The sequence below is a fragment of the Pseudomonas bharatica genome, assembly GCF_048586865.1.
Classification (GTDB): Bacteria; Pseudomonadota; Gammaproteobacteria; order Pseudomonadales; family Pseudomonadaceae; genus Aquipseudomonas; species Aquipseudomonas bharatica.
Genome location: NZ_JBMAWR010000001.1, coordinates 341,313 through 362,665 on the forward strand (window position 1 = coordinate 341,313; position 21,353 = coordinate 362,665).

A 21,353-nucleotide genomic window follows, 5' to 3' on the forward strand; every position below is an offset into this window, starting at 1 on the left:
ACCCGCTCCCACAGGGTATGCAGCGCATCCACTTTTATTGTTCCACCCTTGCCATGGAGTCCTGCTCATAGCGCGGATACAGATGGGTCACGCTTCGGATCAACTCGTACTTGCTCAATTTCACCGCCGCGAACCGTTCCGGAATCGGCGTGGCGATCACTTCGTTCATCTCCAGGCCGTTGGCCGCACTGTCGCGCAGCAGATCGTCCAGCCAACCGAGGTAGTCCATCATCTGCTCGAACGGCCGGCGATCCTGGCTGACCGGGCCATGTCCCGGTACCAGCAGCGTCCAGGGCAGGCCCTGCAACTGCTGGAGATCCTCCATCCACTGCAGCAACCCCGGGCTGTGCGGCGTGGTCAGCGCACGCTGGTAGAACACAAGATCGCCGGTAAACAGTACCCCGGTCTTCTCATCCAGCACCGCCAGATCGGCACCGCTATGGCCGGTAAACGCCAGCAAGCGCAGTGGGTGGGAACCAAAGCGTTTCACCCCCGGCTCCAGCGTCTGTTCCGGCATCCGCACCTGGGTCCCGCGCATCCAGTCGCCGACCATGCGGTACATGTTTTCCGCCAGGCCATCGCCCTCCTTCGCCAACTGCGCGTTGGTGCCTGGCAAGGCGGCGATGGGCACATCGGCGAAGGCCTGGTTGCCCAGGGCGTGGTCAGGGTGGTGATGGGTGATCAGCACCTGCACCACCGGCTTGTCGGTGACCTTGCCGATGGCCGTGCGCAGGGCCTGGCCGTAGCGCAGCGAAGGGCCGCTGTCGATCACCACCACCCCGGCCTCGCTGACGATGAACCCGGTATTGACGATGTTGCCGCCATTGTCACGGGAAAAATTCTCGGTGCTGCCCTCCAGCACCCAGGTGTCGTCAGCGATCCGGCGCGGTTCGAGACGGTAATCCAGGTCGGCCAGGCTCGGCAGGCTGACGAGGCTCAACAGGCACAGCAAGGCTCGCATCCGGGACCTCATTCGATGGCGGCGTCGAAGGCATTGCCGTTGTTGTCGCGCAGGCTCAGGCGTACCGGGCCCGGGCGGCGCAGGTCGAACGACAGGCTGGGGTTTTCGCTCACGGCCGGCCACAGTTCGAGGGTCGCCAGGGACCGGCCCGCAGCGTCGAACAGTTCGGCGTGCTCGATGAAGAATTCCGGGATCCCGGCCATCAGGCCGTTATCCATGGGGTGCGCAACCGACAGGCGCAGGCGGCTGAAGTCTTCGCGCGGATAGCGCCCACCGAGCACCTGGCCGAGCCGTTCTTCCCAGCCCGGCTGGCTGCGCACCACGCTGGGCGCGGTGCAGCCGCCACCGGCAGCGTCGATCAGGGTCGAGCCGACGTGCCAGATGCCATCCTCGGTCTGCACGGCGGCACGCAGCGGCGTGGCCTGTTCGATGCGGATCCGCACCGCCAGCCAGGGCAGCACGTCCGGGCCCGGAGCAAAATCGACGATCCTGGGCAGCGGGTTAAGCTCGGCCCAGACCAGCATGCGCCTGACCCGGCCCGGCACATCGCGGGCATCCACCTGCAGCGGTACCTGCCGGGCGTCCTCGGCGAACGGCGGTGCGACGACCTTGACCCGCTGATCGAAGCGGTACGGCTCGTCGCCAATCCATTGCTTGCGGTAGAACTCCCACATCACCGAGGGCACCGGGTCGGGCCCCGGATCCAGGGCATGGGCCGGGGCACCCAGGCATAACGCCAGCAGCAGCAACGGCACCCGGGTCATGGCATCACTCCGTGACGTGCACGCTGTCCAGGTAGGTGCGGACTGCCCAGAGCGCTTCCTGGCTCAGGTAGTCGGCCATCTTCGGCATGTAGACGCGGCCGTCGCGTACCGAACCGTTGCGCACCCGCTCGACGAACCACTCGTCCCCGGCGGCGCCTTCGTCGAGCATGCGCAGGTCGGGGGCGATGCCGCCGGACTTGGCTTCCAGGCCATGGCAGGCCGCACAGTTCTGGTTGTAGGCCGAGGCACCGATGGCGACCGCCTCGTCATGCTGCGGGCTGTTACGGTAAGGGTTCTCGGTACGCCACTCTTCGCCGAGCTTTTCCAGGTTGCCGGTATTGACCGCCGTCGGCACTACGTTGCCGTGGGCCATGACCGCCCCTGCACTCACCAGGCCGGCCAGGAAAACGGCACTCAGGCAGGCGTTCTTAACTGTTGTCATTGTTTTGCCCTCGACTACTTCAGGTTGCACGATTTGCACGCGAAAACCTCTCTGGCGAAAGGTTCTGCCAGCCATCTTAGGAAGCGTCCGCAGGCGTCCCCATGCTGCTTTGGTGGTCGCGTCCTAGTCCGTTGGTAGTAGGGCTTGTGGGGCAATGCCAAGTCATGTCCGGACCGGGAAGTTTTCCCGGCAAGGGCGGGAGTTTTTCCGTATCCGGGGTGGCCCTGGCGTTCCAGTCTATGCAGGCCAAAACCTCCATTGGGAAACACCAAGATGACAATAAGATCGTTACCCGCCGCACACTCTCGCCTCTCGCTGGCCCCCTTGTCCCTCGCCGTGCAGGCCGTGCTGCTGGTCGGCACCCTGGCCATGGCGCCTGCCCATGCCAAGCCGGTGACCTGGGAAGACATCGCCGACGACCACAAGACCACCAACAACGTGCTGCAATACGGCATGGGCACCAACGCCCAGCGCTGGAGCCCGCTGGCAGCGGTCAACGACAAGAACGTGTTCAAGCTGACCCCGGCCTGGTCGTTCTCCTTCGGCGACGAGAAGCAGCGTGGACAGGAGTCGCAAGCGATCGTCAACGACGGCGTGGTCTACGTCACCGGATCCTACTCGCGGGTGTTCGCCCTCGACGCCAAGACCGGCAAGCGCCTGTGGACCTACAACCACCGCCTGCCGGACAACATTCGTCCGTGCTGCGACGTGGTCAACCGCGGTGCGGCGATCTTCGGCGACAAGATCTTCTTCGGCACCCTCGACGCCCGGGTCATCGCCCTGAACAAGGACACCGGCAAGGTGGTGTGGAACAAGAAGTTCGGCGATCACTCCGCCGGCTACACCATGACCGGCGCCCCGACCCTGATCAAGGACCAGAAGACCGGCAAGGTCCTGCTGATCCACGGCAGCTCCGGCGACGAATTCGGCGTTGTAGGCCAGCTCTATGCCCGCGACCCGGAAACCGGCGAAGAGGTGTGGATGCGTCCGTTCGTGGAAGGCCACATGGGCCGACTGAACGGCAAGGACAGCACGCCGACCGGCGACGTCAAGGCGCCGTCCTGGCCGGATGATCCGACCACCGAGACCGGCAAGGTCGAAGCCTGGAGCCACGGCGGCGGCGCACCATGGCAAAGCGCGAGCTTCGATGCCGAAACCAACACCATCATCGTCGGTGCCGGTAACCCGGGGCCATGGAACACCTGGGCGCGCACCTCGAAAGACGGCAACCCGCACGACTACGACAGCCTCTACACCTCCGGCCAGGTCGGCGTCGATCCGAGCACCGGCGAGGTCAAGTGGTTCTACCAGCACACCCCGAACGACGCCTGGGACTTCTCCGGCAACAACGAACTGGTGCTGTTCGACTACAAGGACAAGGACGGCAAGCAGTACAAGGCCACCGCCCACGCCGACCGCAACGGTTTCTTCTATGTGGTGGACCGCACCAACGGCAAGCTGAAGAACGCCTTCCCGTTCGCCGACAACATCACCTGGGCCAGCCATATCGACCTCAAGACCGGGCGTCCGGTGGAGAACGAAGGCCAGCGTCCGCCCAAGCCTGCCCCGGGCGAAACCAAGGGCAAGCCGGTGGAAGTCTCGCCGCCGTTCCTGGGTGGCAAGAACTGGAACCCGATGGCCTACAGCCAGGACACCGGCCTGTTCTACGTGCCGTCCAACCAGTGGAAAGAGGAATACTGGACCGAGGAAGTCAACTACAAGAAAGGCTCCGCCTACCTGGGCATGGGCTTCCGCATCAAACGCATGTACGAAGACCACGTAGGCTCGCTGCGGGCCATGGACCCGACCACCGGCAAGATGGTCTGGGAACACAAGGAGCGCCTGCCGCTGTGGGCCGGTGTGCTGGCGACCAAGGGCAACCTGGTCTTCACCGGTACCGGTGACGGCTACTTCAAGGCCTTCAACGCCAAGACCGGCGAAGAACTGTGGAAATTCCAGACCGGCAGCGGCATCGTCTCCCCGCCCATCACCTGGGAACAGGATGGCGAGCAGTACATCGGCGTGACCGTCGGCTACGGCGGCGCGGTGCCCCTGTGGGGCGGCGACATGGCCGAGCTGACCAAGCCGGTGGCACAGGGCGGTTCGTTCTGGGTGTTCAAGATCCCAAGCTGGGATACCAAGACTGCGCAGCGTTGATCTGAGCTCGCCAGCGGGGGCCTGACAGCCCCCGCTGTACTTTTGACAGCGACCCCGTCCCCTGTGGGAGCGGGTTCACCCGCGATAACTCCAGTGGATTCACCATCGCAATCGCGGGTAAACCCGCTCCCACAGGGGACGCGTGCATCCCTTTGAAGGAGCTACCCATGAAATACCTCCCGCTACTCCTGACCCTCGCCATCACCCCTGCCTTTGCCGTGATCGCCGACGATGGCGACGACCAGCCGCTGATCGTCAACGGTTGCGTGATCCAGCCGGAAAGCCAGTGCCCGAATGCCAATCTCGCCGGTGCCGACCTGAACAACCAGGACATGAGCAAGATGAACCTGGCCGGCGCCAACCTGAAGGGCGCCGACCTGCGCCATGCCAGGCTCGACCTGGCCAATCTGGAAAAGGCCCAGTTGCAGGGCGCCAACCTCAACCGTGCCAGCCTGCAGCAGGCCAACCTGCGCATCGCCGACCTCACCGGCGCCAGCCTGATCGCCACCCAGGCCTGGGGCATGTTCGCCCAAGGGGCCAAATTCAATGACGCCAACCTGAGCGGCGCCTACCTGGAATTCGCTCGTCTTTCCGGGGCGAAGCTGCACAACAGCAACCTGCAGGCCGCCGACCTGGAAATGACCTGGCTGAGCCGCGCCGACCTGCTCGGGGCGAACCTGTCCGACGCCAACCTGCAGGAAGCCAAGTTCGGTGAAAGCAATCTGGAAAAGGCCGACCTGCGGGGTACCCGCAAGCATTATGCGAACTTCCAGGATGCCAACATGGAAGGTTGCGAAGGCTGTCCCAAGACCTGGGATTGATGGTGTTCACACCGGCCTCATCGCCGGCAACGCCGGCTCCCACAAGGTTCTGCGGTGTTCTCAATCCCCTGTGGGAGCCGGCGTTGCCGGCGATGAGGCCCTCAAGTCAGGCCGCGATCCTGAGCAACCCCGTCTCGATCGCCAGGTGCACCAGCTCCGCATGCGAACTCACCTGCAACTTGCTCTTCAACAGTGTCAGGTAGTTCGACACGGTCTTTCCGCTCAGGCACAGGTGCTCGGCAATCATCCGCATCGACGTGCCCTTGGCCAGCATCAGGAAGATCTCGGTTTCGCGCTGGGTCAGGCCGCTCAGGCGGGCGTTCTTTTCCTCGACCCGGTGCGGCTGGGTCGCCAGTTGGGTCGCCAGGGCCTGCTCGATATAGGCATGCCCGGCCAGCACCCGGCGTACGGCTTCGAGCAGGGTTGCCGCCGCCACCGACTTGGACAGGAAGCCACAGGCCCCGGCATCCAGCGCCTGGCGCACCAGCCCGAGCTCGGTATGTTCGCTGAAAAACAGCACGCGCAACTGCGGCAGCCTCTGGCGCAAGCGCCGGGTGGTCTCCAGCCCGCTGATACCGGGTAGATCGAAATCCATCAGGACCAGGCCCGGCACCTGCTCCTGCACACGCAACAAGGCTTCTTCACCGGAGGCGGCCTCGCGCACCGGCAGTTCTTCGGCAAGCACGGCACTCAGGCCCAAGCGCAGCATCGGATGGTCGTCGACCAGCAGGATGTCCATCGGCGTGTTCTCTGGTTGTTATCGCTACGTTATCGCCACGGTCCCATGCTAGAGCCCTGCCCAAGCCCTTCGCCTACTACTTTGGTAGCGCTTTTGCTGTCGATGGTCGCATTCACAAAGCCTCGGCACTGACCTGTAATACCGGCATAACAAAAACGAGACTGACGACCATGCCGCCCCGTGTCCTGTCCGCCCTGTCCTGCCTGGCCCTGTCCTGCCTTTTCGCCAGCACTGCCCTGGCCGATGCCGCGCTGTTCTCTGCCGACGGCTACCGTAGCGGTCTTTATCGCAGCCCGACGCCCGCCACCGCCGAATCCGCCATCACCGTCGACACCGCCCGGGTCCAGGCACTGCTGGAGCAACAACCGCCAGCCCTGCTGATCGACGTGTACAAGCGCCCGTTCCTCAACGGCCAGTTCATCGCCAGCGAAGCCCATGCCAACCTGCCCGGCAGCCACTGGCTGGCCAATACCGGCGACGGCGAGCTGGATGCCCAATGGAACCGGTACTTCAGCCGCCACCTCGAGCGCTTGAGCAACGGCGATCGCCAGCGCGCCATCGTCTTCTACTGCCGCTCGGACTGCTGGCTGAGCTGGAATGCGGTCAAGCGCGCCGCGGCGCTGGGCTACTCGCAGTTGTACTGGTACCGTGATGGCCTCGATGCCTGGGAAAACGCCGGCCTGCCCGTGGTCAACGCCACGCCCGAAGCGTTTCCCTGAATCACGTTTTCCTTGCGGTCGAAACCAAAACAATAAGGTGCAAACGCCATGTACAAGATTCTGATCGCCGACGACCATCCGCTGTTTCGCGAGGCCATTCATAACGTCATCAGCGATGGCTTCCCCGGCAGCGAGGTAATGGAAACCGCCGACCTGGACAGCGCCCTGGCGCTGACCGGCGAGCACGACGATCTCGACCTCATCCTGCTCGACCTGAACATGCCCGGCATGCACGGCCTGGGCGGGCTGATCAACCTGCGCAACGAGGCGCCGACCATTCCGGTGGTGATCGTCTCTGCCGAACAGGACAAGCAGATCGTCCTGCAGGCCATCACCTATGGCGCGGTGGGCTTTATCACCAAGTCCTCGCCACGCTCGCAGATGACCGAGGCCATCGAGCAGATCCTCAACGGCAACGTGTACCTGCCGCCGGACATCATCCGCACCCAGAAAAGCGGCAGCCGCCGCAGCCAGAGCGAGTCCCAGGGTTTCGCTCCGGAGCTGCTCCAGGCCCTGACCCGCAAGCAACTGCTGGTGCTGGAACGCATGACCAAGGGCGAATCGAACAAGCAGATCGCCTACAACCTGGATATCGCCGAAACCACGGTCAAGGCCCACGTTTCCGCAATCCTGCGCAAGCTCAACGTGCACAACCGGGTGCAGGCGATCCTCAGCGCGGGTGATATCGACTTCACGGCTTACCTGCGCCGCTGAACGAATTAATCGTTACGATCGGAATTAATCATTGATACACGCGGTTGCGCTGAAGTAAGCTCGGTCGCATTCAACTGGAGCAGCACATGAACCACGCCACTCACCTCCACGCACAACACACCGGTCGCCTCGCGCGTTCCGTTGCGTCCGTGGCTGCCTGTGGCTCCATCGCTCCAACCGCGTTTTATTTCGGGTATTGGTTTAGCCACAGGCGCCGCTGATACCCACACCGGCGCCCACGAACAGGGCCGCCGAACACGAGAACTCTCGAACCCCCGGACGGCCCAGCCCTCCGGGGGTTTTGTTTTTCGGCCCGTCCACACCAGACACCACTGAGGAATCGACACATGAACTACACCACCTGCTACCGCTACCAAAGCTCTGCCTGGCGATTTAGCCACTGCCGTTCGGGCCAGCCAGCCGCCTCCGACCGGTCCGTTTCGGGTGGCATCAGCACACATACACGTATCTGTCGAACACAACGATAGGGCCGAAGGCGCGGGACCGAACCCGCCTTCCGCCCAGGGAATACCGAACATGCAAGCGACTACCCAGGCACTGCCACTGAACACCCCCGCCGCAGCCAACACCTCCGTGAGCCTGCGTCTGCCCAGCCCCGTGCAACTCAAGCAACAGCTGCCGCTGTCCGCGGCCCTTGCGGCCCAGGTCCAGCAGCACCGCCACGCAGTCAAACAGATACTCGACGGCCATGACCCGCGCCTGCTCGTGGTGGTCGGCCCCTGCTCCCTGCACGATCCCCGCTCCGCCCTCGAATACGCCGACCGCCTGGCTGCGCTGGCCCGCCAGCTGGATGACAAACTGCTCCTGGTGATGCGTGCCTACGTGGAAAAACCCCGTACCACCGTCGGCTGGAAAGGCCTGGCCTACGACCCGCAGCTGGACGGCAGCGACGATATGCACGGTGGCCTGCGCCTGTCCCGCGAATTGATGCTGGGCATGCTCGAGCGCGGGCTGCCGGTGGCCACCGAACTGTTGCAACCGATGGCCGCCGGCTACTTCGACGATGTGCTGAGCTGGGCCGCGATCGGCGCCCGCACCACCGAATCGCAGATCCACCGCGAGATGGTCAGCGGCCTTGGCCTGCCGGTGGGCTTCAAGAACGGCACCGACGGCGGTGTCGGCATCGCCTGCGACGCCATCCGCAGCGCGGCCCACCCGCACCGCCATTTCGGCCTGGACGCCCAGGGCCACCCGGCCATCGTCGAAACCCTCGGCAACCCGGATACCCACCTGGTCCTGCGCGGCGGGCACAAGGGGCCCAACCATGATGCCGCGAGTGTCGCCATGGCGCGCCAGGGGCTGGCCAAGGCCGGAGTCGAGGCCCGGATCATGGTCGATTGCAGCCATGCCAACAGCGGCAAGGATCCCCTCAGGCAACCGGCGGTGCTGCGCGATGTGATCGACCAGCGTGTAGCGGGTGATCGCTCGCTGGTCGGGGTGATGATCGAAAGCCACCTGTTCGAGGGCTGCCAGGCACTGGGCAAGGCGCCGCTGAAGTACGGCGTGTCGATTACCGATGGCTGCCTGGGTTGGGACGCCACCGAGGCAATGTTGCGCGAGGCGGCTGCCCGTTTGTCGTAGGTTCCTGAAGATTGGCTTGCCAGCGATACCCACGCCATCGCTGGCAAGCGCGCGGAAAACTTACGCCTTCAACGCCTCCACCACGAACTCCAACCGATCCTGGCCAAAGAACAGCTCCTCTCCGACAAAGCAGCTCGGTGCGCCGAATACCCCGCGACCCACGGCCTCTTCAGTGACGGCCTTCAACGCCGCCTTGACCTCGGGATCGCTTGTCAGCGCCTCGAACCCGGACGCCTCGAAACCCGCTTCTTCCAGCACCTGCGCGATCACAGCCGGATCCCCAAGGTTGCGCCCATCGGCCCACATTGCCCGATACATCACAGCCAGCCATTGCTCGAAACGCTGCGGCTGACGCAACTGCATGCCAACCGCCGCACGCATCAGGCCCAGGGTGTTGATCGGGAAGTGCTCGTTGAACTTCAACGGCACACCGTAGCGCCGGGCATACCGGTGCAGGTCCTTGAAAAAGTAACGCCCCTTGGCCGGGATCGTCGCCGGCGAACTGTTGCCGGTGGCCTGGAACACGCCACCCAGCAACATCGGCCGCAACACCAGCTGCGCCCCGTGCTCGGCGCAGATCCCCGGCAGTTGGGTCCAGGCCAGGTAACTGGCCGGGCTGCCCAGATCGAAAAAGAATTCGACGGTCTTGTTCATGCTTCGGGTCCTTGTCAAAGGTGGCGATTACCAGCGTTCCATCCACGGACGCAGGTCGAGTTCGAAGGTCCAGGCATCCCGTGGCTGGGCATGCAGGTGCCAGTAGTTGTCGGCGATATGCCCCGGGTCCAGGATGCCGTCCTGGTCCTTCAGCGCGTAGAGCTCGGGGAAGCTGTCGCGGATGAAGGCAGTGTCGATGGCGCCGTCCACCACCACATGGGCGACATGGATGTTCCGCGGCCCCAGTTCCCGCGCCATGCTCTGGGCCAGGGCGCGAATGCCGTGCTTGGCTCCGGCGAAAGCGGCAAAGCCGGCAGCGCCACGCAATCCCGCCGTGGCTCCGGTGAACAGGATGGTGCCACGCTCGCGCACCACCATGCGGCGCGCCACCGCCTGGGCCGTCAGGAAGCCGGCGAAGCAGGCCATTTCCCAGATCTTGAAGTACTTGCGTGGCGTCTCTTCAAGAATGCTGCAAGGCACGTTGGCGCCGATATTGAAGACGAAGGCCTCGATCGGGCCGATGCTGCTTTCGATCTGCTCCACCAGCGCGGCCACCTCTTCTTCCTTGCGGGCATCGGAGCCGAACCCGTGGGCCTGGCCACCCTCGGCACGGATTTCGTCCAGCAAGGGTTGCAGCTTGTCGGCGCTACGCCGGGTCACACAGGCGATATAGCCTTCCCGGGCAAAGCGCCTGGCGATCGCGCCGCCGGTGGCGTCGCCGGCACCGATCACCAGTACGACCTTGTTGTTGTCCTTCATGAGCCTTGCCTCATTGATGAATGATCGTTTAGTAAACGAACGCTATGCTATGATCCGGACTTTCGTCAAGCCACCGATTCGAGGGTGCCCAGGTGCGCTATTCCACCGAACATAAGGAACAGACCCGGCAGAAGCTGGTGCAGAGCAGCGGCGCCATCGCCAAGCAAGGCGGCTTCGCCACCACCGGCGTGGCCGGGCTGATGAAGGCCATCGGCCTGACCGGCGGAGCGTTCTACAACCACTTTCCTTCGAAGGACGACCTGTTCAGCGAAATCGTGCGCCAGGAGCTGTCCGGCAGCAGGATCAACCTGCGTGCACAAGGCGGCGAGTTGACGCCGGACCTGCTCAAGCGCTGCCTCGACCAATACCTGAGCATGGCCCATGTGCACAATCCGCAAAGCGGCTGCCCGATCCCGACCCTGGGCGCAGAGATCGCCCGCGCCGATAGCGCGGTGCGTGAAGAGGCGGAACACTGGCTGGTCACCCTGCACCAGGCCTGGGCCGTGACCTTGAACGACGAAGCGCTGGCCTGGGCCATGCTCAGTCAATGCGTGGGTGCGCTGGTGATAGCGCGGATGCTGGCGGGAGAACAGACCCAGCGGGCCGTGTTGACGGCCAGCCGGGATTTCCTGCGGGCGGCGATGGAATAGATTTAATGCAGATCGTTGCGCCGGTACAGGCTCAAACCCACGGCCAGCACCGCCAGCATCCCGGCACAACCCCGGTTGATCCATTGCATGACCCGCGCCGAGAAAGCCCGTACCGCATGCCGGCCGCCCAGGGCGTAGACCACCATCATCAGGCAATCGAGGGATGCGGTGATCACCGCCAGGATCAGGTACTGCTGCACCACCGGCTGCTCCGGACGGATGAATTGCGGCAGGAACGCGGAAAAGAACAGCAGGCCCTTGGGATTGGACAGGCCGACGATCAGCGCACGGACGAAGGTCGACCGGCCACTGACCGCCGCCGCGCCGCCACTGACCCCGAGCGCCCGCACCGGCGCCCGCCAGAGCACCACCGCCAGGTACAGCAGGTACGCCGCGCCTACCCACTTGACCAGGCTGAACAACTGTTCCGACGCCTGCAACAAGGCGCCAAGGCCACATCCCACGGCGGCTATCAGGATCAGGTCGGAGAGCATCGCCCCGGCCATGCCGAAGCCGGCCACGCGCATGCCATGGCTGGCACCATTGTTCAAGGCCAGGAGCATGGCCGGCCCGGGTGTGATCATCACCGCACTGGCGGCGATGATGTAAAGCAGAAGGGTCGAGGCGTCCATGATGGCTCCTGGCAGGTCGAAGGGCGCAGGATGCCTGCCTCGCCGCCTGCCCTCAAGCCCTCGAGGATTTTTTCCGCGTGGCTCAACCAACGTGGCGAATCCCGGTCAAACTGCTCACCCCCGAGCGTAATGGCAGGAGTCCTGTCTTGAAGTTTCCGCTGTACCGTCCACTGCTGTTGTGTCTTGCCCTCGGCGCAGTCGCCCCGGCACCCGCCGCCACGGCCCCGCAGGGCACGACCGGCGATCTGTTCACCCTGCTCGACAATGTCGCGCGCATGGCCTCCTCGGGCCTGGCCAACTGGCTCAGGTTGTCACGCGACACCGCGGTGGCGGCCGGGGTCGAACCCATTCCGCTGAACATCCGCGCACAACTCGAACCCTGGTATGACTTCCAGGTGCTCGACGCAGCGCGCTATCAGGTCGGCAACCCCGAACAACTGGATGCCGCCAGCGCCTTTCTGCAGAACCCGGATGTCGCCGCCGTCACCCTGGTGGACGTGATCGTCTTTCGCAACGCCGCGGACGCCCGCGACAACGTTGCGCTCTGGGCCCACGAGCTCAAGCACGTGCAGCAATACCAGCAATGGGGCGTGGATGATTTCGCCGCGCGTTACACCCGTGACTACGAAGCCGTGGAAGCACCTGCCTACAAGATCCAGGCCGAAGTGAGCAACACCCTGCGCCTGATGCCCGGTAGCCGGCTGGCCGGGCATTGACGGTGCGTTTTCCTACTCTGGATGTGCCACGTCCTTCAGCCTGATTGCCCTGCACAGTCAGGCAAAATCCTATGCCTCGCCCTACGTGGGCCGTTTCCTACTGAAGGACCCTTCGCGCTTTTTGTAGGAATTTTCATCTAGGCAGGCTGAATTCTTCCACGCTTCTATACTCCTCGTACTCATCGAACCTGATTCGACGTATCGTGAGCGGCCCGTCTGAACCGGCGGTTTTCCCTCCTGAGTGACTCGGGAAAAATCCATTCCTGATGCAGGAGTTTCCTACACGATGCACAAGATCCTGATCGTCGACGATCATCCCACCATCCGTTTTGCCGCCCGCCTGCTGCTGGAGCGCGAAGGCTACGACGTGATCGGCGAAGCCCACGACGGGGTCAGTGCGGTGAGCCTGAGCCAGGAGCTCGCCCCCGACGTCGTCGTGCTCGACCTCGGCCTGCCCCGCCTGGACGGCCTCAGCGTACTGGAACGCCTGCGCGCCCTCGATCCGGCGCCGCGGATCATGGTCTTCACCGGTCGGCCGCCGCGGCTGTTCGCCAAACGCTGCATCGAAGCCGGCGCCTCGGCCTTCGTGCGCAAGGATGAAGACCTGTCCATCCTCCTCGGCGCGCTCAAGGCCGTGCTCAGCGGTTACTCCTATCTGCCGGATGCGCTGAGCCTGGGCCCACGCTCGCAAACCGAGGACGACCGCCTGGACCGCCTCTCCAACCGCGAATTCGAAGTGATGCGGCAACTGGCCAAGGGCGCGACCAACAACGAGATCGCCCAGGCCATGATCCTGAGCTCGAAGACCATCAGCACCTACAAGACCCGCATCATGGACAAGCTCCAGGTGCGTTCCCTGGCCGAGCTGCTCGACCTGGCGAACCGCCGCGGGATGATCTGAACGACCGATGAACATCCTGCCACTGCTGGTCCTGACCTTGGGCCTGGTGCTGTCGCCGCCGCTGCCGGCGCAGGAGGCAGTGCCGCGGGAACTGCTCGGACGCTCCCTGAGCAGCAGTGCCCCACCAACGCTCGGCGTTGCCGACCGGCAGTGGCTGGAGCAGAGGAAGCAGCTACGCCTCGGTACCTCGGCACCGGACTATCCGCCCTTCGATATCAATGTCAGCCAGCACGACTACGAAGGCCTGACCGCCGACTACGCCGGCCTGCTCGGCGAGCAGTTGAAGGTTGACGTGGAGGTGCTGCACTACCCCAGCCGCAGTGCCGCGATCCGCGCCCTGGAGCGCGGCGAGATCGACCTGCTCGGCAGCGCCAACGGCTTCGAGGAAGCCAACAGCGAACTGTTGCTCAGCCAGCCCTACGCCGATGACCAGGCCATCGTCGCCACGCCGCTGGGCAAGCCGCGCAACCCCGCCGACAAGCTGGCCGGCGCGCGCCTGGCAATGGTCGATCATTACCTGCCGGTGGAGCGCATCCGCCAGGTCTATCCCGATGCCAGGCTGCAACTCTACGCCTCGAGCATGGCGGCATTGGCTGCCCTGACCCAGGGCGATGCCGACGCCTTCATCGGCGACGCCATCAGTTCCGACTACCTGATCGGCAACCATTATCGCGACAGCGTGCAGATCGCCTGGTACGTCAAGCCCCTGCGCTCGTCGTTCAGGTTCGCCCTGGAACACGACAACGTTACCCTGCTGCGGCTCATCGACCAGGCCCTGGCCAGTCTGTCGGAGAGCGACCGGATCAACGTCGCGCGGCGCTGGAGCAGCGGCCTCAACAGCCCGCTGCTCAACCGTGGGGTGCTGCAACTGCAACCTGGGGAACAGGACTGGATCCGCCGGCATCCGGACCTCAAGGTGGTGATCAACAAGTACTTCGCGCCCTTGACCTTCCTCGACGACAAGCAGCAGTTCCGCGGGATCACCGCCGATCTCCTGGAGCAGATCAGCCTGCGCACCGGGCTGCGCTTCCAGACCATCGAGGCCGCCAGCGTGGCGCAGATGATCCAGTTGGTAGAGAGCGGCCAGGCCGACCTGATCGGCGCCCTGCCCTATGGCGGCGAGCGTGCCCGCGGCCTGCAGTTCACCCGGCCGTACCTGACCACGCCGCGGGTCCTGGTGACCTCCATCCGCGCCGATGCCCCGGACACCGCCGAGGCCTTGCAGGGCAAGCGCCTGGCGCTGATCCGCGGCACGCCGTTCGCCGACACCCTGCGCCGCGAGCATCCCGCCATCGAACTGGTCGAAGTCGACGATCCGCTGGCCCTGATGGAATACGTGGCCCAGGGTCGCGCCGACGCGGCCATCAGTTCGCAGATCAACGCCGCCTATTTCATCAGCCGCCTGTTCAAGGATCGCCTGCGCATTGCCGCACTGCTGGACGACAGCCCGGCCACCGCGGCCTTCGCCACCGCCCGGGGCGACAATGAACTGCACGCCATCCTGGAAAAGACCCTGCTGAGCATCGAGCCGGACGAAATGACCCTGCTCGCCAACCGCTGGCGCACCAATGCGCTGGTCAGCGACAACCCTTGGCGCAATTATCGCGGGCTGGTCCTGCAGATTCTCCTGGCGGCCAGCCTGGCGATCGCCGCCGTGGTCCTGTGGAACCGCTACCTGCGGCGCCTGGTCGCCCAGCGCACTGCTGCCGAAGAAGCCTTGCAGCGCCAGTTGAAGATCAGCGAGGGCTTGCTCGTCGAGCTGCGCCAGGCCAAGGAACAGGCCGACAGCGCCAATCATGCCAAGAGCACCTTCCTCGCCACCATGAGCCATGAAATCCGCACGCCGATGAATGCGGTGATCGGCCTGCTCGAGCTGGCCCTGAAGGACGCCGGGCAAGGGCGCATCGACCAGCCGTCGCTGCAGGTGGCCTTCGATTCGGCCAGTGCCCTGCTGGAGCTTATCGGCGACGTGCTGGATATCGCCCGCATCGAATCCGGGCACATGACCCTCGCCCCGGAGCCGACCGACCTGTGCGCACTGGTTCGTGCCACCGCGCGGGTATTCGAGAGCAGTGCCCGTCTCAAGGGCCTGGAGCTGCGCCTCGACCTGCCGCCGGCAACGCGGCCGCTGGCGGTGGATCCGCTGCGCCTGCGCCAGGTCCTGGCGAATTTGATCAGCAATGCGCTGAAGTTCACCGAACGCGGCGAAGTGCGCGTCGGCCTGGAGCTGGAATCCCAGGCAAATGAAGCACGGGTCCGCCTGGTCGTGGAAGACAGCGGCATCGGCATCAGCGCGGCGGACCAGGCCCGCCTGTTCAGCCCTTTCGTCCAGGCGGGCGGGCAGCCTGCGGGCCAGGGCAGCGGCCTGGGCCTGGTGATCAGCCGTACCCTGTGCGAATTGATGGGCGGCGCCCTGCGCCTGTCCAGCGAGCCGGGGCACGGGACCCGGGCCGAGGTCTCGCTGCTGCTGCCGTGGGCCAGCGAGCGGGCAGTCGCAGCGCCGAAGGCCACGCAAAGCGCGGTCAGCACCCTGTCGCTGAATATCCTGGTAGTGGATGATTACCCGGCCAACCTGATGCTGCTGGGCAAGCAACTGGACGTGCTCGGCCACCGGGTCAGCCAGGCGGACAACGGCGCCCAGGCCTTGCAGATGTGGCGGGAAGGCAACTTCGACGTACTGATTACCGACTGCAACATGCCGGGGATGGATGGACATCAACTGGCCCGCGCGGTGCGGACGGAAGAAAGCCCGGGACAGCGCTGCCTGATCCTGGGCCTGACGGCAAATGCCCAGGCCGAAGAGCGGGACCACTGCCTGGCTTCGGGGATGGATGATTGCCTGTTCAAGCCGATCGGACTGGGCGCGTTGCGTAGCCATCTGAGTGGGCTGGAGTCGGCGACGGCCGAGGATGACAGCGGCTTCGACCTGGACGAGCTGCGGCATCTGACGCAGAACGACCCGCAAATGATCCGCCGGCTGGTGGAACAGTTGGCGAAAAGCACCGAGCAGGACCTGGCTTCGCTGCGGGCCTTGGGGCCGCAGGCTCCGCTTGCCCAGGTGAAGGCCCTGGCGCACCGGATTCGCGGAGGCATGAAAATGCTCAAGGCACGAGGGCTGGTGGAACGCTGCGATGCACTGGAGCGCGGATGTGCCGAGGAAGTCGACGACGCGCGCTTGCAGGACTTGAAGCACGCCCTGGAAGGGAGCCTGGAGCGCTTGCTGACACGGCTGGAACGAAACGCCTGACGCTGCGCTCGCTACGCTGGAAGAATTCAGCGCAACCCTGGCAAGCGCACCAGCGACCAACCGGTCTCCGATTCCGACAAGGTCAGGCGAATCTCCCCCAGTTGCATGTCGTTGAGCAGGGTCGATACCAGGTCCCCGACCATCCAGTTCGCTGTATTCGAGGCGATCACCCGCCCCTCGGCGGATACCAGCACCGCCTCGTGATCCAGGCGCATAAGGCTTTTCACCAGGAGCCGCTCGACGTTATGCAGCGAAAGGTCGAGCCCCGCCACGCCAATGAAGCGGCCCTCGACATAAATCGGCATGGTGAAGGTCAGCACGTACATGTTGGTGCCGTAGAGGTCCACGTATGGCCCTTCCACCACGCTGCGCCCGGTGTCGCGCGGCTTGCTGTACCACGGCATGGCGTTGTAGTCGTAGTAATTCTCGCGGCGGCGGTCGAAGTTGGGACGCAATGGCAAGGTCTTGCCACCATCGGCCAGGTACCACCACTCCAGGTGCATCTCGCGGTCGGCCAGGCCATTGGGGGCCACGATCACGCCACCGCCACAGCCAAAGGCCCCGGTGGCGAACAGTTGCTTGTCGATGGCCGGGCGCAGCGACGCCAGGTCCCGGGCCACGGGCTGGCGACCTTCGGCCAGGACCCGCTGCCACAGGGTACGGGTTTCTTCGGCCAGTTCGCGCACCTGGCCGAAAATGGTGCCCAGGGTACTGTCCAGCTGCTGGGCGCAGGCCGAGAAGGACGCGTTATCGCTCGGGGCAAACATGGCATTACCTCACACAGGGTCCGGCAGTTCTGGTCATGGGGTGGGAAGAAGGAGTCAGTCCGGATCAGCCGCCAACAGCTCCAGGCGCAGGCTTATCAAACGCTTGATGCCCCGGGTGACGTGGGCTTCGGCCAGGGCACCGGCCAGCACCGGGTCACCCGCGACCAAGGCCTGGAGAATCGCCTGGTGTTCCTGTTCCACCAAGGTGATATCGCCGCCGCCAGCCGCCTCCATCCACAACAGTTCGCCGATTTCCGACTGCAGGCGCATTTCTGCGTGGGTCAAGCGCAGGGATTGGGCAGCCGCCGCTACCTCGATGTGAAAGCGTGCGTCGGCACGGTGCCGGGCCAGACGCGAGCCGGCCTGGCGCAGGGTTTCTATATGCTGGCCGATGCGCGCCTGCTGCTCTGGCGAACTGCGCCTGGCCGCCAGGCGCGCGGCCGTGCCGGAGATCGCCGTCTGCTCGTCGCCGAGGTCGCGCAGGTCGGGCCCGCTCATTTCACGCAGCCTTTGCAGAAGCAGCGCCTCGGGCAGTTCCACCGGGGCGCAGACGAAGCTGCCGCCATTGCGACCACGACGGGTTTCGATCAGGCCACGCTGGCGCAGCACCACCAAGGCCTCGCGCAGGGTCACCGTGGCCACGCCCAGCTGCAGGGCCAGTTCCGACTCGCTGGGCAATTGCTGGCCCTCGGCGAACAGGCCAAGTTCGATGGCCTCGACCAGACGCCGCGCCACTTCATCGGTGCGCCCCTCCTGGCGCAGGCGGATGAACGCGGTGTTGCGGGCACTATTCAGGGCAGTCATTGCCTCTCCCTTTCGAGCACCACCAAGGCACCCGGTTAAAAATTCGGTTTCGCATCTTATAGCGAAGCACAGCCCAGGTGTTAGCGCCTCGTTTCCTTGCGGCAAGGCAAAAAATCACGGAGAGGCTAGGCAGCAAATTTAAGATATGGTTTTATATGTTTAAGCCTTGCACAGGCCATTGCTCCTGTGCGCCTGTATTCACCAATAACTCCAAGCAGGAATACGCAATGCAGACCCGACTCCTGATCAACGGCCAACTGGTCGATGGCCAAGGTGATCCCTACGCCGTGTACAACCCGTCCGAAGGTGCAGTGCTGGCAAACATTCCCGAGGCCAGCAGCGCCCAGGTGGACGCCGCCGTGCAAGCCGCCGACCAGGCGTTCGACGGCTGGGCGCAGACCCCGCCGAAAGACCGCGCCCACCTCCTCCTCAAGCTGGCGGACCTGATCGAGGCCAATGCCGAACACCTGGCCCGGCTGGAGTCGCTGAACTGTGGCAAGCCCTACCAGGCTGCGCTGAACGACGAGATCCCGGCCATCGCCGACGTGTTCCGCTATTTCGCCGGTGCCAGCCGTTGCCTGTCGGGCTCGGCGGGTGGCGAGTACCTGCCGGGTCATACGTCGATGATCCGCCGCGACCCGCTGGGCGTTATCGCCTCCATCGCGCCGTGGAACTACCCGCTGATGATGGTCGCCTGGAAGCTGGCACCCGCGCTGGCCGCTGGCAATACCGTGGTGCTCAAGCCTTCCGAGCAGACCCCGCTGACCGCCCTGGCCCTGACCGAGCTGATCGCCGGGCTGTTCCCGGCGGGCGTGGTCAATATTCTGTTCGGTCGCGGCCCTAGCGTAGGCGAACCGCTGGTCAATCATTCCAAGGTGCGCATGGTGTCCCTCACCGGCTCGGTCGCCACTGGCGCGCGGATCATTGCCAGCACCGCCGGCAGCGTCAAACGTACCCATATGGAGCTGGGCGGCAAGGCCCCGGTGCTGATCTTCGACGACGCCGATATCGATGCGGCGGTCGAGGGCATCCGCGCCTTCGCGTTCTACAACGCCGGCCAGGACTGCACCGCAGCCTGCCGCCTGTATGTACAGCGCGGTGTCTACGAGCGCTTCGTCAATCAGCTGGGCGAGGCCGTCGCCAGCCTGCGCATGGGCCTGCAGGACGATCTGGAAACCGAACTCGGCCCATTGATCACCCGCGATCATCTGCAGCGCGTGGAGGGCTTCGTCACGCGGGCCAAGGCCCAGCCGCATATCCGCGTAATCACCGGTGGCAACCGGGTCGATGGCCCGGGTTTCTTCTTCGAACCGACCGTGCTGGCAGATGCCCGGCAGGACGACGAGATCGTCCAGCGCGAGGTATTCGGCCCGGTCGTCAGCATTACCCCGTTCGACGACGAAGCACAGGCCCTGGCCTGGGCCAACGATTCCGACTACGGCCTGGCCTCGTCAGTGTGGACCCGGGACATCGGTCGCGCTACCCGCCTTTCGGCGCGCCTGCAATATGGCTGCACCTGGGTCAACACCCATTTCATGCTGGTCAGCGAAATGCCCCATGGCGGCATGAAGCAGTCCGGCTATGGCAAGGACATGTCCATGTATGGCCTGGAGGACTACACCTGCGTGCGCCACGTCATGTTCAAGCACTGATTACCGATGAAAACGCCGATTGTGGCGGCCGACACAAAACATATAACACCATAGGAAATATGGCATAAGAGGACTCTCCATGCTAATCACCGGCATCAAAAGCCGCCCGGTCTACGACCGGCTGCACCCCATGGCAGGTGGCCTGCGCCATCTGATTGCGGGCCAGGGCAGCGGCGGCGCGGCCATGCTGCGCCTGATCGGCGACATGTCCAACGAACAGCGCGGCAACAGCACCCTGCTCTACTCCGTCGAATCCTTCTCCGGCCATAACCATCTGCAGGCCTTGCAGCAGGCCGAGGTCGCCGGGCTGGAGGTGTTCGCCAGCAACCAGGAACTGATCGATGCCCTGCGCGAGCGGCTCGGCGATGCACGCATGGGCACGCGCCTGTACCTCAGCGGCTCGGAAAGCTTCATCGGTACGGCCATGCAGGCGGCCAACGCCGTGGACCTTAATCGCGACGAAGTGCTGCGCGAACACAGCGGCACCCTGGTCCGCCGGGTCTGGTGCGCGCATTGCGACACCTACACCGAGAACGTCACCCAGCGCGTCTTCGTCTGCCCGGGCTGCCAGTTGCACCTGGTGGTGCGCGATCACTATTCCCGTCGTCTGGCCGCCTTCCAGGGCATCAAGGCCGACGGCGAGGTCCCGGGCGAATTGCCCGCCGCCGAGGAGCTCGATACATGAACACCCATAACGGCACCCTGAGCGTGCGCGTCGCCCGCATCGAGGCGATGACCCCGGAAATCACCCGCTTCACCCTGGTCGACCCGGATGGCAAGCACCTGCCGGCCTTCTCCGGCGGCAGCCATGTGGTGGTGATCCTCGAGGACGGCGACAAGACCCACCGCAACGCCTACTCGTTGATGAGCTCGCCCTACGACTCCAGCGCCTACCAGATTGCGGTGCGCCGCGTCGCCGATGGCCGTGGTGGCTCGCGCTACCTGCACGACCGGGTCGCTGAAGGCGATCTGTTGCAGATCCTGCAGCCGGCCAACCTGTTCCCGCTGGCCAAGCACGGCCGCCAGCACCTGTTCATCGCCGGCGGCGTAGGCATCACCCCGGTCTACTCGCAACTGGAAGAGCTGGAATTGAAAAAGGCCAGCTTCGAATTGCACCTGGCCGTGCGCGGCCCCGGGCACATCGCCCTTGGGCGCGAGTTGCAGGAGCGCTACGGCACCCGCGTGCACCTCTATGTACAGGGCGAGGATGAACGCATGGACATCCCGCGCATCCTCTTTGGTCGTCCCCTTGGCAGCCATGTGTACGTGTGCGGCCCGGACAGCATGATCGACGACACCATCGAAGGCGCCCACGCCCTTGGCTGGACCGACAGCCATATCCACTACGAGCGCTTCGTCGAGCAAGGCTCCAGTGGCCAGCCGTTCAGCGTCACCCTGGCGCGCCAGGGCGTGACCCTCGAGGTGCCGGCCGAGCAATCGCTGCTCGAAGCCGCCGAGCAGGCCGGCTACAAGGTGCCCTACCTGTGCCGCGGCGGCGCCTGTGGCTACTGCGAAACCGAAGTACTGGAAGTGGACGGTGAACTGGACCACCGCGATGACTGGCTCAGCGAGGAAGACAAGCTGGGCAAGCGCAAATTCATGCCATGCGTATCCCGCGCCAATTGCACACGCCTGGTCGTGGACCTCTGAGA

General features: G+C 64.7%; 21 protein-coding genes. 12 read left to right on the forward strand and 9 right to left on the reverse strand.

Features of this window, described 5'->3' with window-relative positions:
* Window positions 1-34: 34 nt before the first annotated feature.
* Genes ACKLLE_RS01500 through pedF form a run of 3 tightly spaced genes read right to left on the reverse strand, consistent with a single transcriptional unit; the run spans window position 35 to window position 2,167 of the window.
* Window positions 35-961 carry a quinoprotein relay system zinc metallohydrolase 1 gene (locus ACKLLE_RS01500; protein ID WP_420056535.1) on the reverse strand — a complete coding sequence of 309 codons (927 nt, stop codon included), beginning with the start codon at window positions 959-961 and terminating at the stop codon, window positions 35-37.
* Between the two features lie 8 nt (window positions 962-969).
* On the reverse strand, window positions 970-1,725 hold the full coding sequence (locus tag ACKLLE_RS01505; RefSeq protein ID WP_064301252.1) for a quinoprotein dehydrogenase-associated SoxYZ-like carrier: 756 nt from the start codon (window positions 1,723-1,725) through the stop codon (window positions 970-972).
* A 4-nt stretch (window positions 1,726-1,729) separates the two neighbouring features.
* Window positions 1,730-2,167 carry a cytochrome c-550 PedF gene (pedF, locus tag ACKLLE_RS01510; RefSeq protein WP_064301253.1) on the reverse strand — a complete coding sequence of 146 codons (438 nt, stop codon included), beginning with the start codon at window positions 2,165-2,167 and terminating at the stop codon, window positions 1,730-1,732.
* Window positions 2,168-2,536: 369 nt separating this feature from the next.
* On the opposite strand from pedF, the gene exaA reads away from it, so the two are divergent.
* Both exaA and ACKLLE_RS01520 read left to right on the forward strand, forming a co-directional pair.
* The gene (gene exaA / locus ACKLLE_RS01515; RefSeq protein WP_240160484.1) at window positions 2,537-4,324 is read left to right on the forward strand and encodes a quinoprotein ethanol dehydrogenase; all 1,788 of its coding nucleotides are present in this window, start codon (window positions 2,537-2,539) and stop codon (window positions 4,322-4,324) included.
* Window positions 4,325-4,491: 167 nt separating this feature from the next.
* Entirely contained in the window at window positions 4,492-5,145 is a 654-nt protein-coding gene (locus ACKLLE_RS01520; protein ID WP_420056536.1) for a pentapeptide repeat-containing protein, read from the forward strand.
* Between the two features lie 106 nt (window positions 5,146-5,251).
* Here the strand turns inward: ACKLLE_RS01520 and ACKLLE_RS01525 are convergent, their stop codons facing one another.
* Window positions 5,252-5,884 carry a response regulator gene (locus tag ACKLLE_RS01525; protein WP_064301255.1) on the reverse strand — a complete coding sequence of 211 codons (633 nt, stop codon included), beginning with the start codon at window positions 5,882-5,884 and terminating at the stop codon, window positions 5,252-5,254.
* Between the two features lie 170 nt (window positions 5,885-6,054).
* On the opposite strand from ACKLLE_RS01525, the gene ACKLLE_RS01530 reads away from it, so the two are divergent.
* From ACKLLE_RS01530 to ACKLLE_RS01540, 3 genes are all read left to right on the forward strand, one after another.
* Window positions 6,055-6,603 (forward strand): PQQ-dependent catabolism-associated CXXCW motif protein, encoded by a 549-nt coding sequence (locus tag ACKLLE_RS01530; protein WP_064301256.1) that lies wholly within the window; start codon window positions 6,055-6,057, stop codon window positions 6,601-6,603.
* 48 nt (window positions 6,604-6,651) lie between these two features.
* On the forward strand, window positions 6,652-7,317 hold the full coding sequence (locus tag ACKLLE_RS01535) for a response regulator (protein ID WP_009398444.1): 666 nt from the start codon (window positions 6,652-6,654) through the stop codon (window positions 7,315-7,317).
* Between the two features lie 537 nt (window positions 7,318-7,854).
* Window positions 7,855-8,919, forward strand: coding sequence for a 3-deoxy-7-phosphoheptulonate synthase (locus ACKLLE_RS01540; RefSeq protein WP_420056537.1), 1,065 nt, complete (start codon window positions 7,855-7,857; stop codon window positions 8,917-8,919).
* 60 nt (window positions 8,920-8,979) lie between these two features.
* On the opposite strand, the gene ACKLLE_RS01545 is transcribed toward ACKLLE_RS01540, so the two are convergent.
* Together ACKLLE_RS01545 and ACKLLE_RS01550 are read right to left on the reverse strand one after the other, a co-directional pair.
* The gene (locus tag ACKLLE_RS01545; protein ID WP_420056538.1) at window positions 8,980-9,573 is read right to left on the reverse strand and encodes a 2-hydroxychromene-2-carboxylate isomerase; all 594 of its coding nucleotides are present in this window, start codon (window positions 9,571-9,573) and stop codon (window positions 8,980-8,982) included.
* A gap of 27 nt (window positions 9,574-9,600) precedes the next feature.
* Window positions 9,601-10,332: an SDR family oxidoreductase gene (locus ACKLLE_RS01550; RefSeq protein ID WP_420056539.1), complete on the reverse strand. Its 732-nt coding sequence runs from the start codon at window positions 10,330-10,332 to the stop codon at window positions 9,601-9,603.
* 92 nt (window positions 10,333-10,424) lie between these two features.
* On the opposite strand from ACKLLE_RS01550, the gene ACKLLE_RS01555 reads away from it, so the two are divergent.
* Entirely contained in the window at window positions 10,425-10,982 is a 558-nt protein-coding gene (locus ACKLLE_RS01555; protein ID WP_420056540.1) for a TetR/AcrR family transcriptional regulator, read from the forward strand.
* A gap of 2 nt (window positions 10,983-10,984) precedes the next feature.
* Here the strand turns inward: ACKLLE_RS01555 and ACKLLE_RS01560 are convergent, their stop codons facing one another.
* The gene (locus ACKLLE_RS01560) at window positions 10,985-11,614 is read right to left on the reverse strand and encodes a LysE family translocator (protein WP_420056541.1); all 630 of its coding nucleotides are present in this window, start codon (window positions 11,612-11,614) and stop codon (window positions 10,985-10,987) included.
* 146 nt (window positions 11,615-11,760) lie between these two features.
* Between ACKLLE_RS01560 and ACKLLE_RS01565 the strand changes: the two genes are divergently transcribed.
* The 3 genes from ACKLLE_RS01565 (at window position 11,761) to ACKLLE_RS01575 (ending at window position 16,478) form a co-directional block, all read left to right on the forward strand.
* On the forward strand, window positions 11,761-12,330 hold the full coding sequence (locus tag ACKLLE_RS01565) for an eCIS core domain-containing protein (RefSeq protein WP_420056542.1): 570 nt from the start codon (window positions 11,761-11,763) through the stop codon (window positions 12,328-12,330).
* A gap of 286 nt (window positions 12,331-12,616) precedes the next feature.
* Window positions 12,617-13,231: a response regulator transcription factor gene (locus ACKLLE_RS01570; protein WP_064301262.1), complete on the forward strand. Its 615-nt coding sequence runs from the start codon at window positions 12,617-12,619 to the stop codon at window positions 13,229-13,231.
* Between the two features lie 7 nt (window positions 13,232-13,238).
* Complete coding sequence (locus ACKLLE_RS01575; RefSeq protein ID WP_420056543.1) at window positions 13,239-16,478, forward strand: transporter substrate-binding domain-containing protein; 3,240 nt, start codon at window positions 13,239-13,241, stop codon at window positions 16,476-16,478.
* Between the two features lie 26 nt (window positions 16,479-16,504).
* Here ACKLLE_RS01575 and ACKLLE_RS01580 read toward each other — a convergent pair whose 3' ends face one another.
* Window positions 16,505-17,245 (reverse strand): PDC sensor domain-containing protein, encoded by a 741-nt coding sequence (locus tag ACKLLE_RS01580; RefSeq protein WP_064301264.1) that lies wholly within the window; start codon window positions 17,243-17,245, stop codon window positions 16,505-16,507.
* A 54-nt stretch (window positions 17,246-17,299) separates the two neighbouring features.
* Complete coding sequence (locus ACKLLE_RS01585) at window positions 17,300-18,049, reverse strand: FadR/GntR family transcriptional regulator (RefSeq protein ID WP_009398404.1); 750 nt, start codon at window positions 18,047-18,049, stop codon at window positions 17,300-17,302.
* 227 nt (window positions 18,050-18,276) lie between these two features.
* Between ACKLLE_RS01585 and ACKLLE_RS01590 the strand changes: the two genes are divergently transcribed.
* From ACKLLE_RS01590 to ACKLLE_RS01600, 3 genes are all read left to right on the forward strand, one after another.
* Window positions 18,277-19,701, forward strand: a complete 1,425-nt coding sequence (locus ACKLLE_RS01590) for a gamma-aminobutyraldehyde dehydrogenase (RefSeq protein WP_420056544.1) — start codon at window positions 18,277-18,279, stop codon at window positions 19,699-19,701.
* 79 nt (window positions 19,702-19,780) lie between these two features.
* The gene (locus tag ACKLLE_RS01595) at window positions 19,781-20,386 is read left to right on the forward strand and encodes a dimethylamine monooxygenase subunit DmmA family protein (RefSeq protein ID WP_009398401.1); all 606 of its coding nucleotides are present in this window, start codon (window positions 19,781-19,783) and stop codon (window positions 20,384-20,386) included.
* Window positions 20,383-21,351 carry a PDR/VanB family oxidoreductase gene (locus ACKLLE_RS01600; RefSeq protein ID WP_420056545.1) on the forward strand — a complete coding sequence of 323 codons (969 nt, stop codon included), beginning with the start codon at window positions 20,383-20,385 and terminating at the stop codon, window positions 21,349-21,351. The genes ACKLLE_RS01595 and ACKLLE_RS01600 overlap by 4 nt, the downstream gene beginning before the upstream one ends.
* Window positions 21,352-21,353: the final 2 nt, after the last annotated feature.

Excerpts from the sequence above, each read along its gene's own strand:
- ACKLLE_RS01595 (WP_009398401.1), top strand. The coding sequence starts at position 19,781 with ATGCTAATCACCGGCATCAAAAGCCGCCCGGTCTACGACCGGCTGCAC.
- ACKLLE_RS01500 (WP_420056535.1), bottom strand. The coding sequence starts at position 961 with ATGCGAGCCTTGCTGTGCCTGTTGAGCCTCGTCAGCCTGCCGAGCCTG.
- ACKLLE_RS01540 (WP_420056537.1), top strand. The coding sequence starts at position 7,855 with ATGCAAGCGACTACCCAGGCACTGCCACTGAACACCCCCGCCGCAGCC.
- ACKLLE_RS01550 (WP_420056539.1), bottom strand. The coding sequence starts at position 10,332 with ATGAAGGACAACAACAAGGTCGTACTGGTGATCGGTGCCGGCGACGCC.
- ACKLLE_RS01535 (WP_009398444.1), top strand. The coding sequence starts at position 6,652 with ATGTACAAGATTCTGATCGCCGACGACCATCCGCTGTTTCGCGAGGCC.
- ACKLLE_RS01530 (WP_064301256.1), top strand. The coding sequence starts at position 6,055 with ATGCCGCCCCGTGTCCTGTCCGCCCTGTCCTGCCTGGCCCTGTCCTGC.
- ACKLLE_RS01570 (WP_064301262.1), top strand. The coding sequence starts at position 12,617 with ATGCACAAGATCCTGATCGTCGACGATCATCCCACCATCCGTTTTGCC.
- pedF (WP_064301253.1), bottom strand. The coding sequence starts at position 2,167 with ATGACAACAGTTAAGAACGCCTGCCTGAGTGCCGTTTTCCTGGCCGGC.
- ACKLLE_RS01520 (WP_420056536.1), top strand. The coding sequence starts at position 4,492 with ATGAAATACCTCCCGCTACTCCTGACCCTCGCCATCACCCCTGCCTTT.
- ACKLLE_RS01505 (WP_064301252.1), bottom strand. The coding sequence starts at position 1,725 with ATGACCCGGGTGCCGTTGCTGCTGCTGGCGTTATGCCTGGGTGCCCCG.
- ACKLLE_RS01545 (WP_420056538.1), bottom strand. The coding sequence starts at position 9,573 with ATGAACAAGACCGTCGAATTCTTTTTCGATCTGGGCAGCCCGGCCAGT.
- ACKLLE_RS01575 (WP_420056543.1), top strand. The coding sequence starts at position 13,239 with ATGAACATCCTGCCACTGCTGGTCCTGACCTTGGGCCTGGTGCTGTCG.
- ACKLLE_RS01560 (WP_420056541.1), bottom strand. The coding sequence starts at position 11,614 with ATGGACGCCTCGACCCTTCTGCTTTACATCATCGCCGCCAGTGCGGTG.
- exaA (WP_240160484.1), top strand. The coding sequence starts at position 2,537 with ATGGCGCCTGCCCATGCCAAGCCGGTGACCTGGGAAGACATCGCCGAC.
- ACKLLE_RS01600 (WP_420056545.1), top strand. The coding sequence starts at position 20,383 with ATGAACACCCATAACGGCACCCTGAGCGTGCGCGTCGCCCGCATCGAG.
- ACKLLE_RS01585 (WP_009398404.1), bottom strand. The coding sequence starts at position 18,049 with ATGACTGCCCTGAATAGTGCCCGCAACACCGCGTTCATCCGCCTGCGC.
- ACKLLE_RS01590 (WP_420056544.1), top strand. The coding sequence starts at position 18,277 with ATGCAGACCCGACTCCTGATCAACGGCCAACTGGTCGATGGCCAAGGT.
- ACKLLE_RS01580 (WP_064301264.1), bottom strand. The coding sequence starts at position 17,245 with ATGTTTGCCCCGAGCGATAACGCGTCCTTCTCGGCCTGCGCCCAGCAG.
- ACKLLE_RS01525 (WP_064301255.1), bottom strand. The coding sequence starts at position 5,884 with ATGGACATCCTGCTGGTCGACGACCATCCGATGCTGCGCTTGGGCCTG.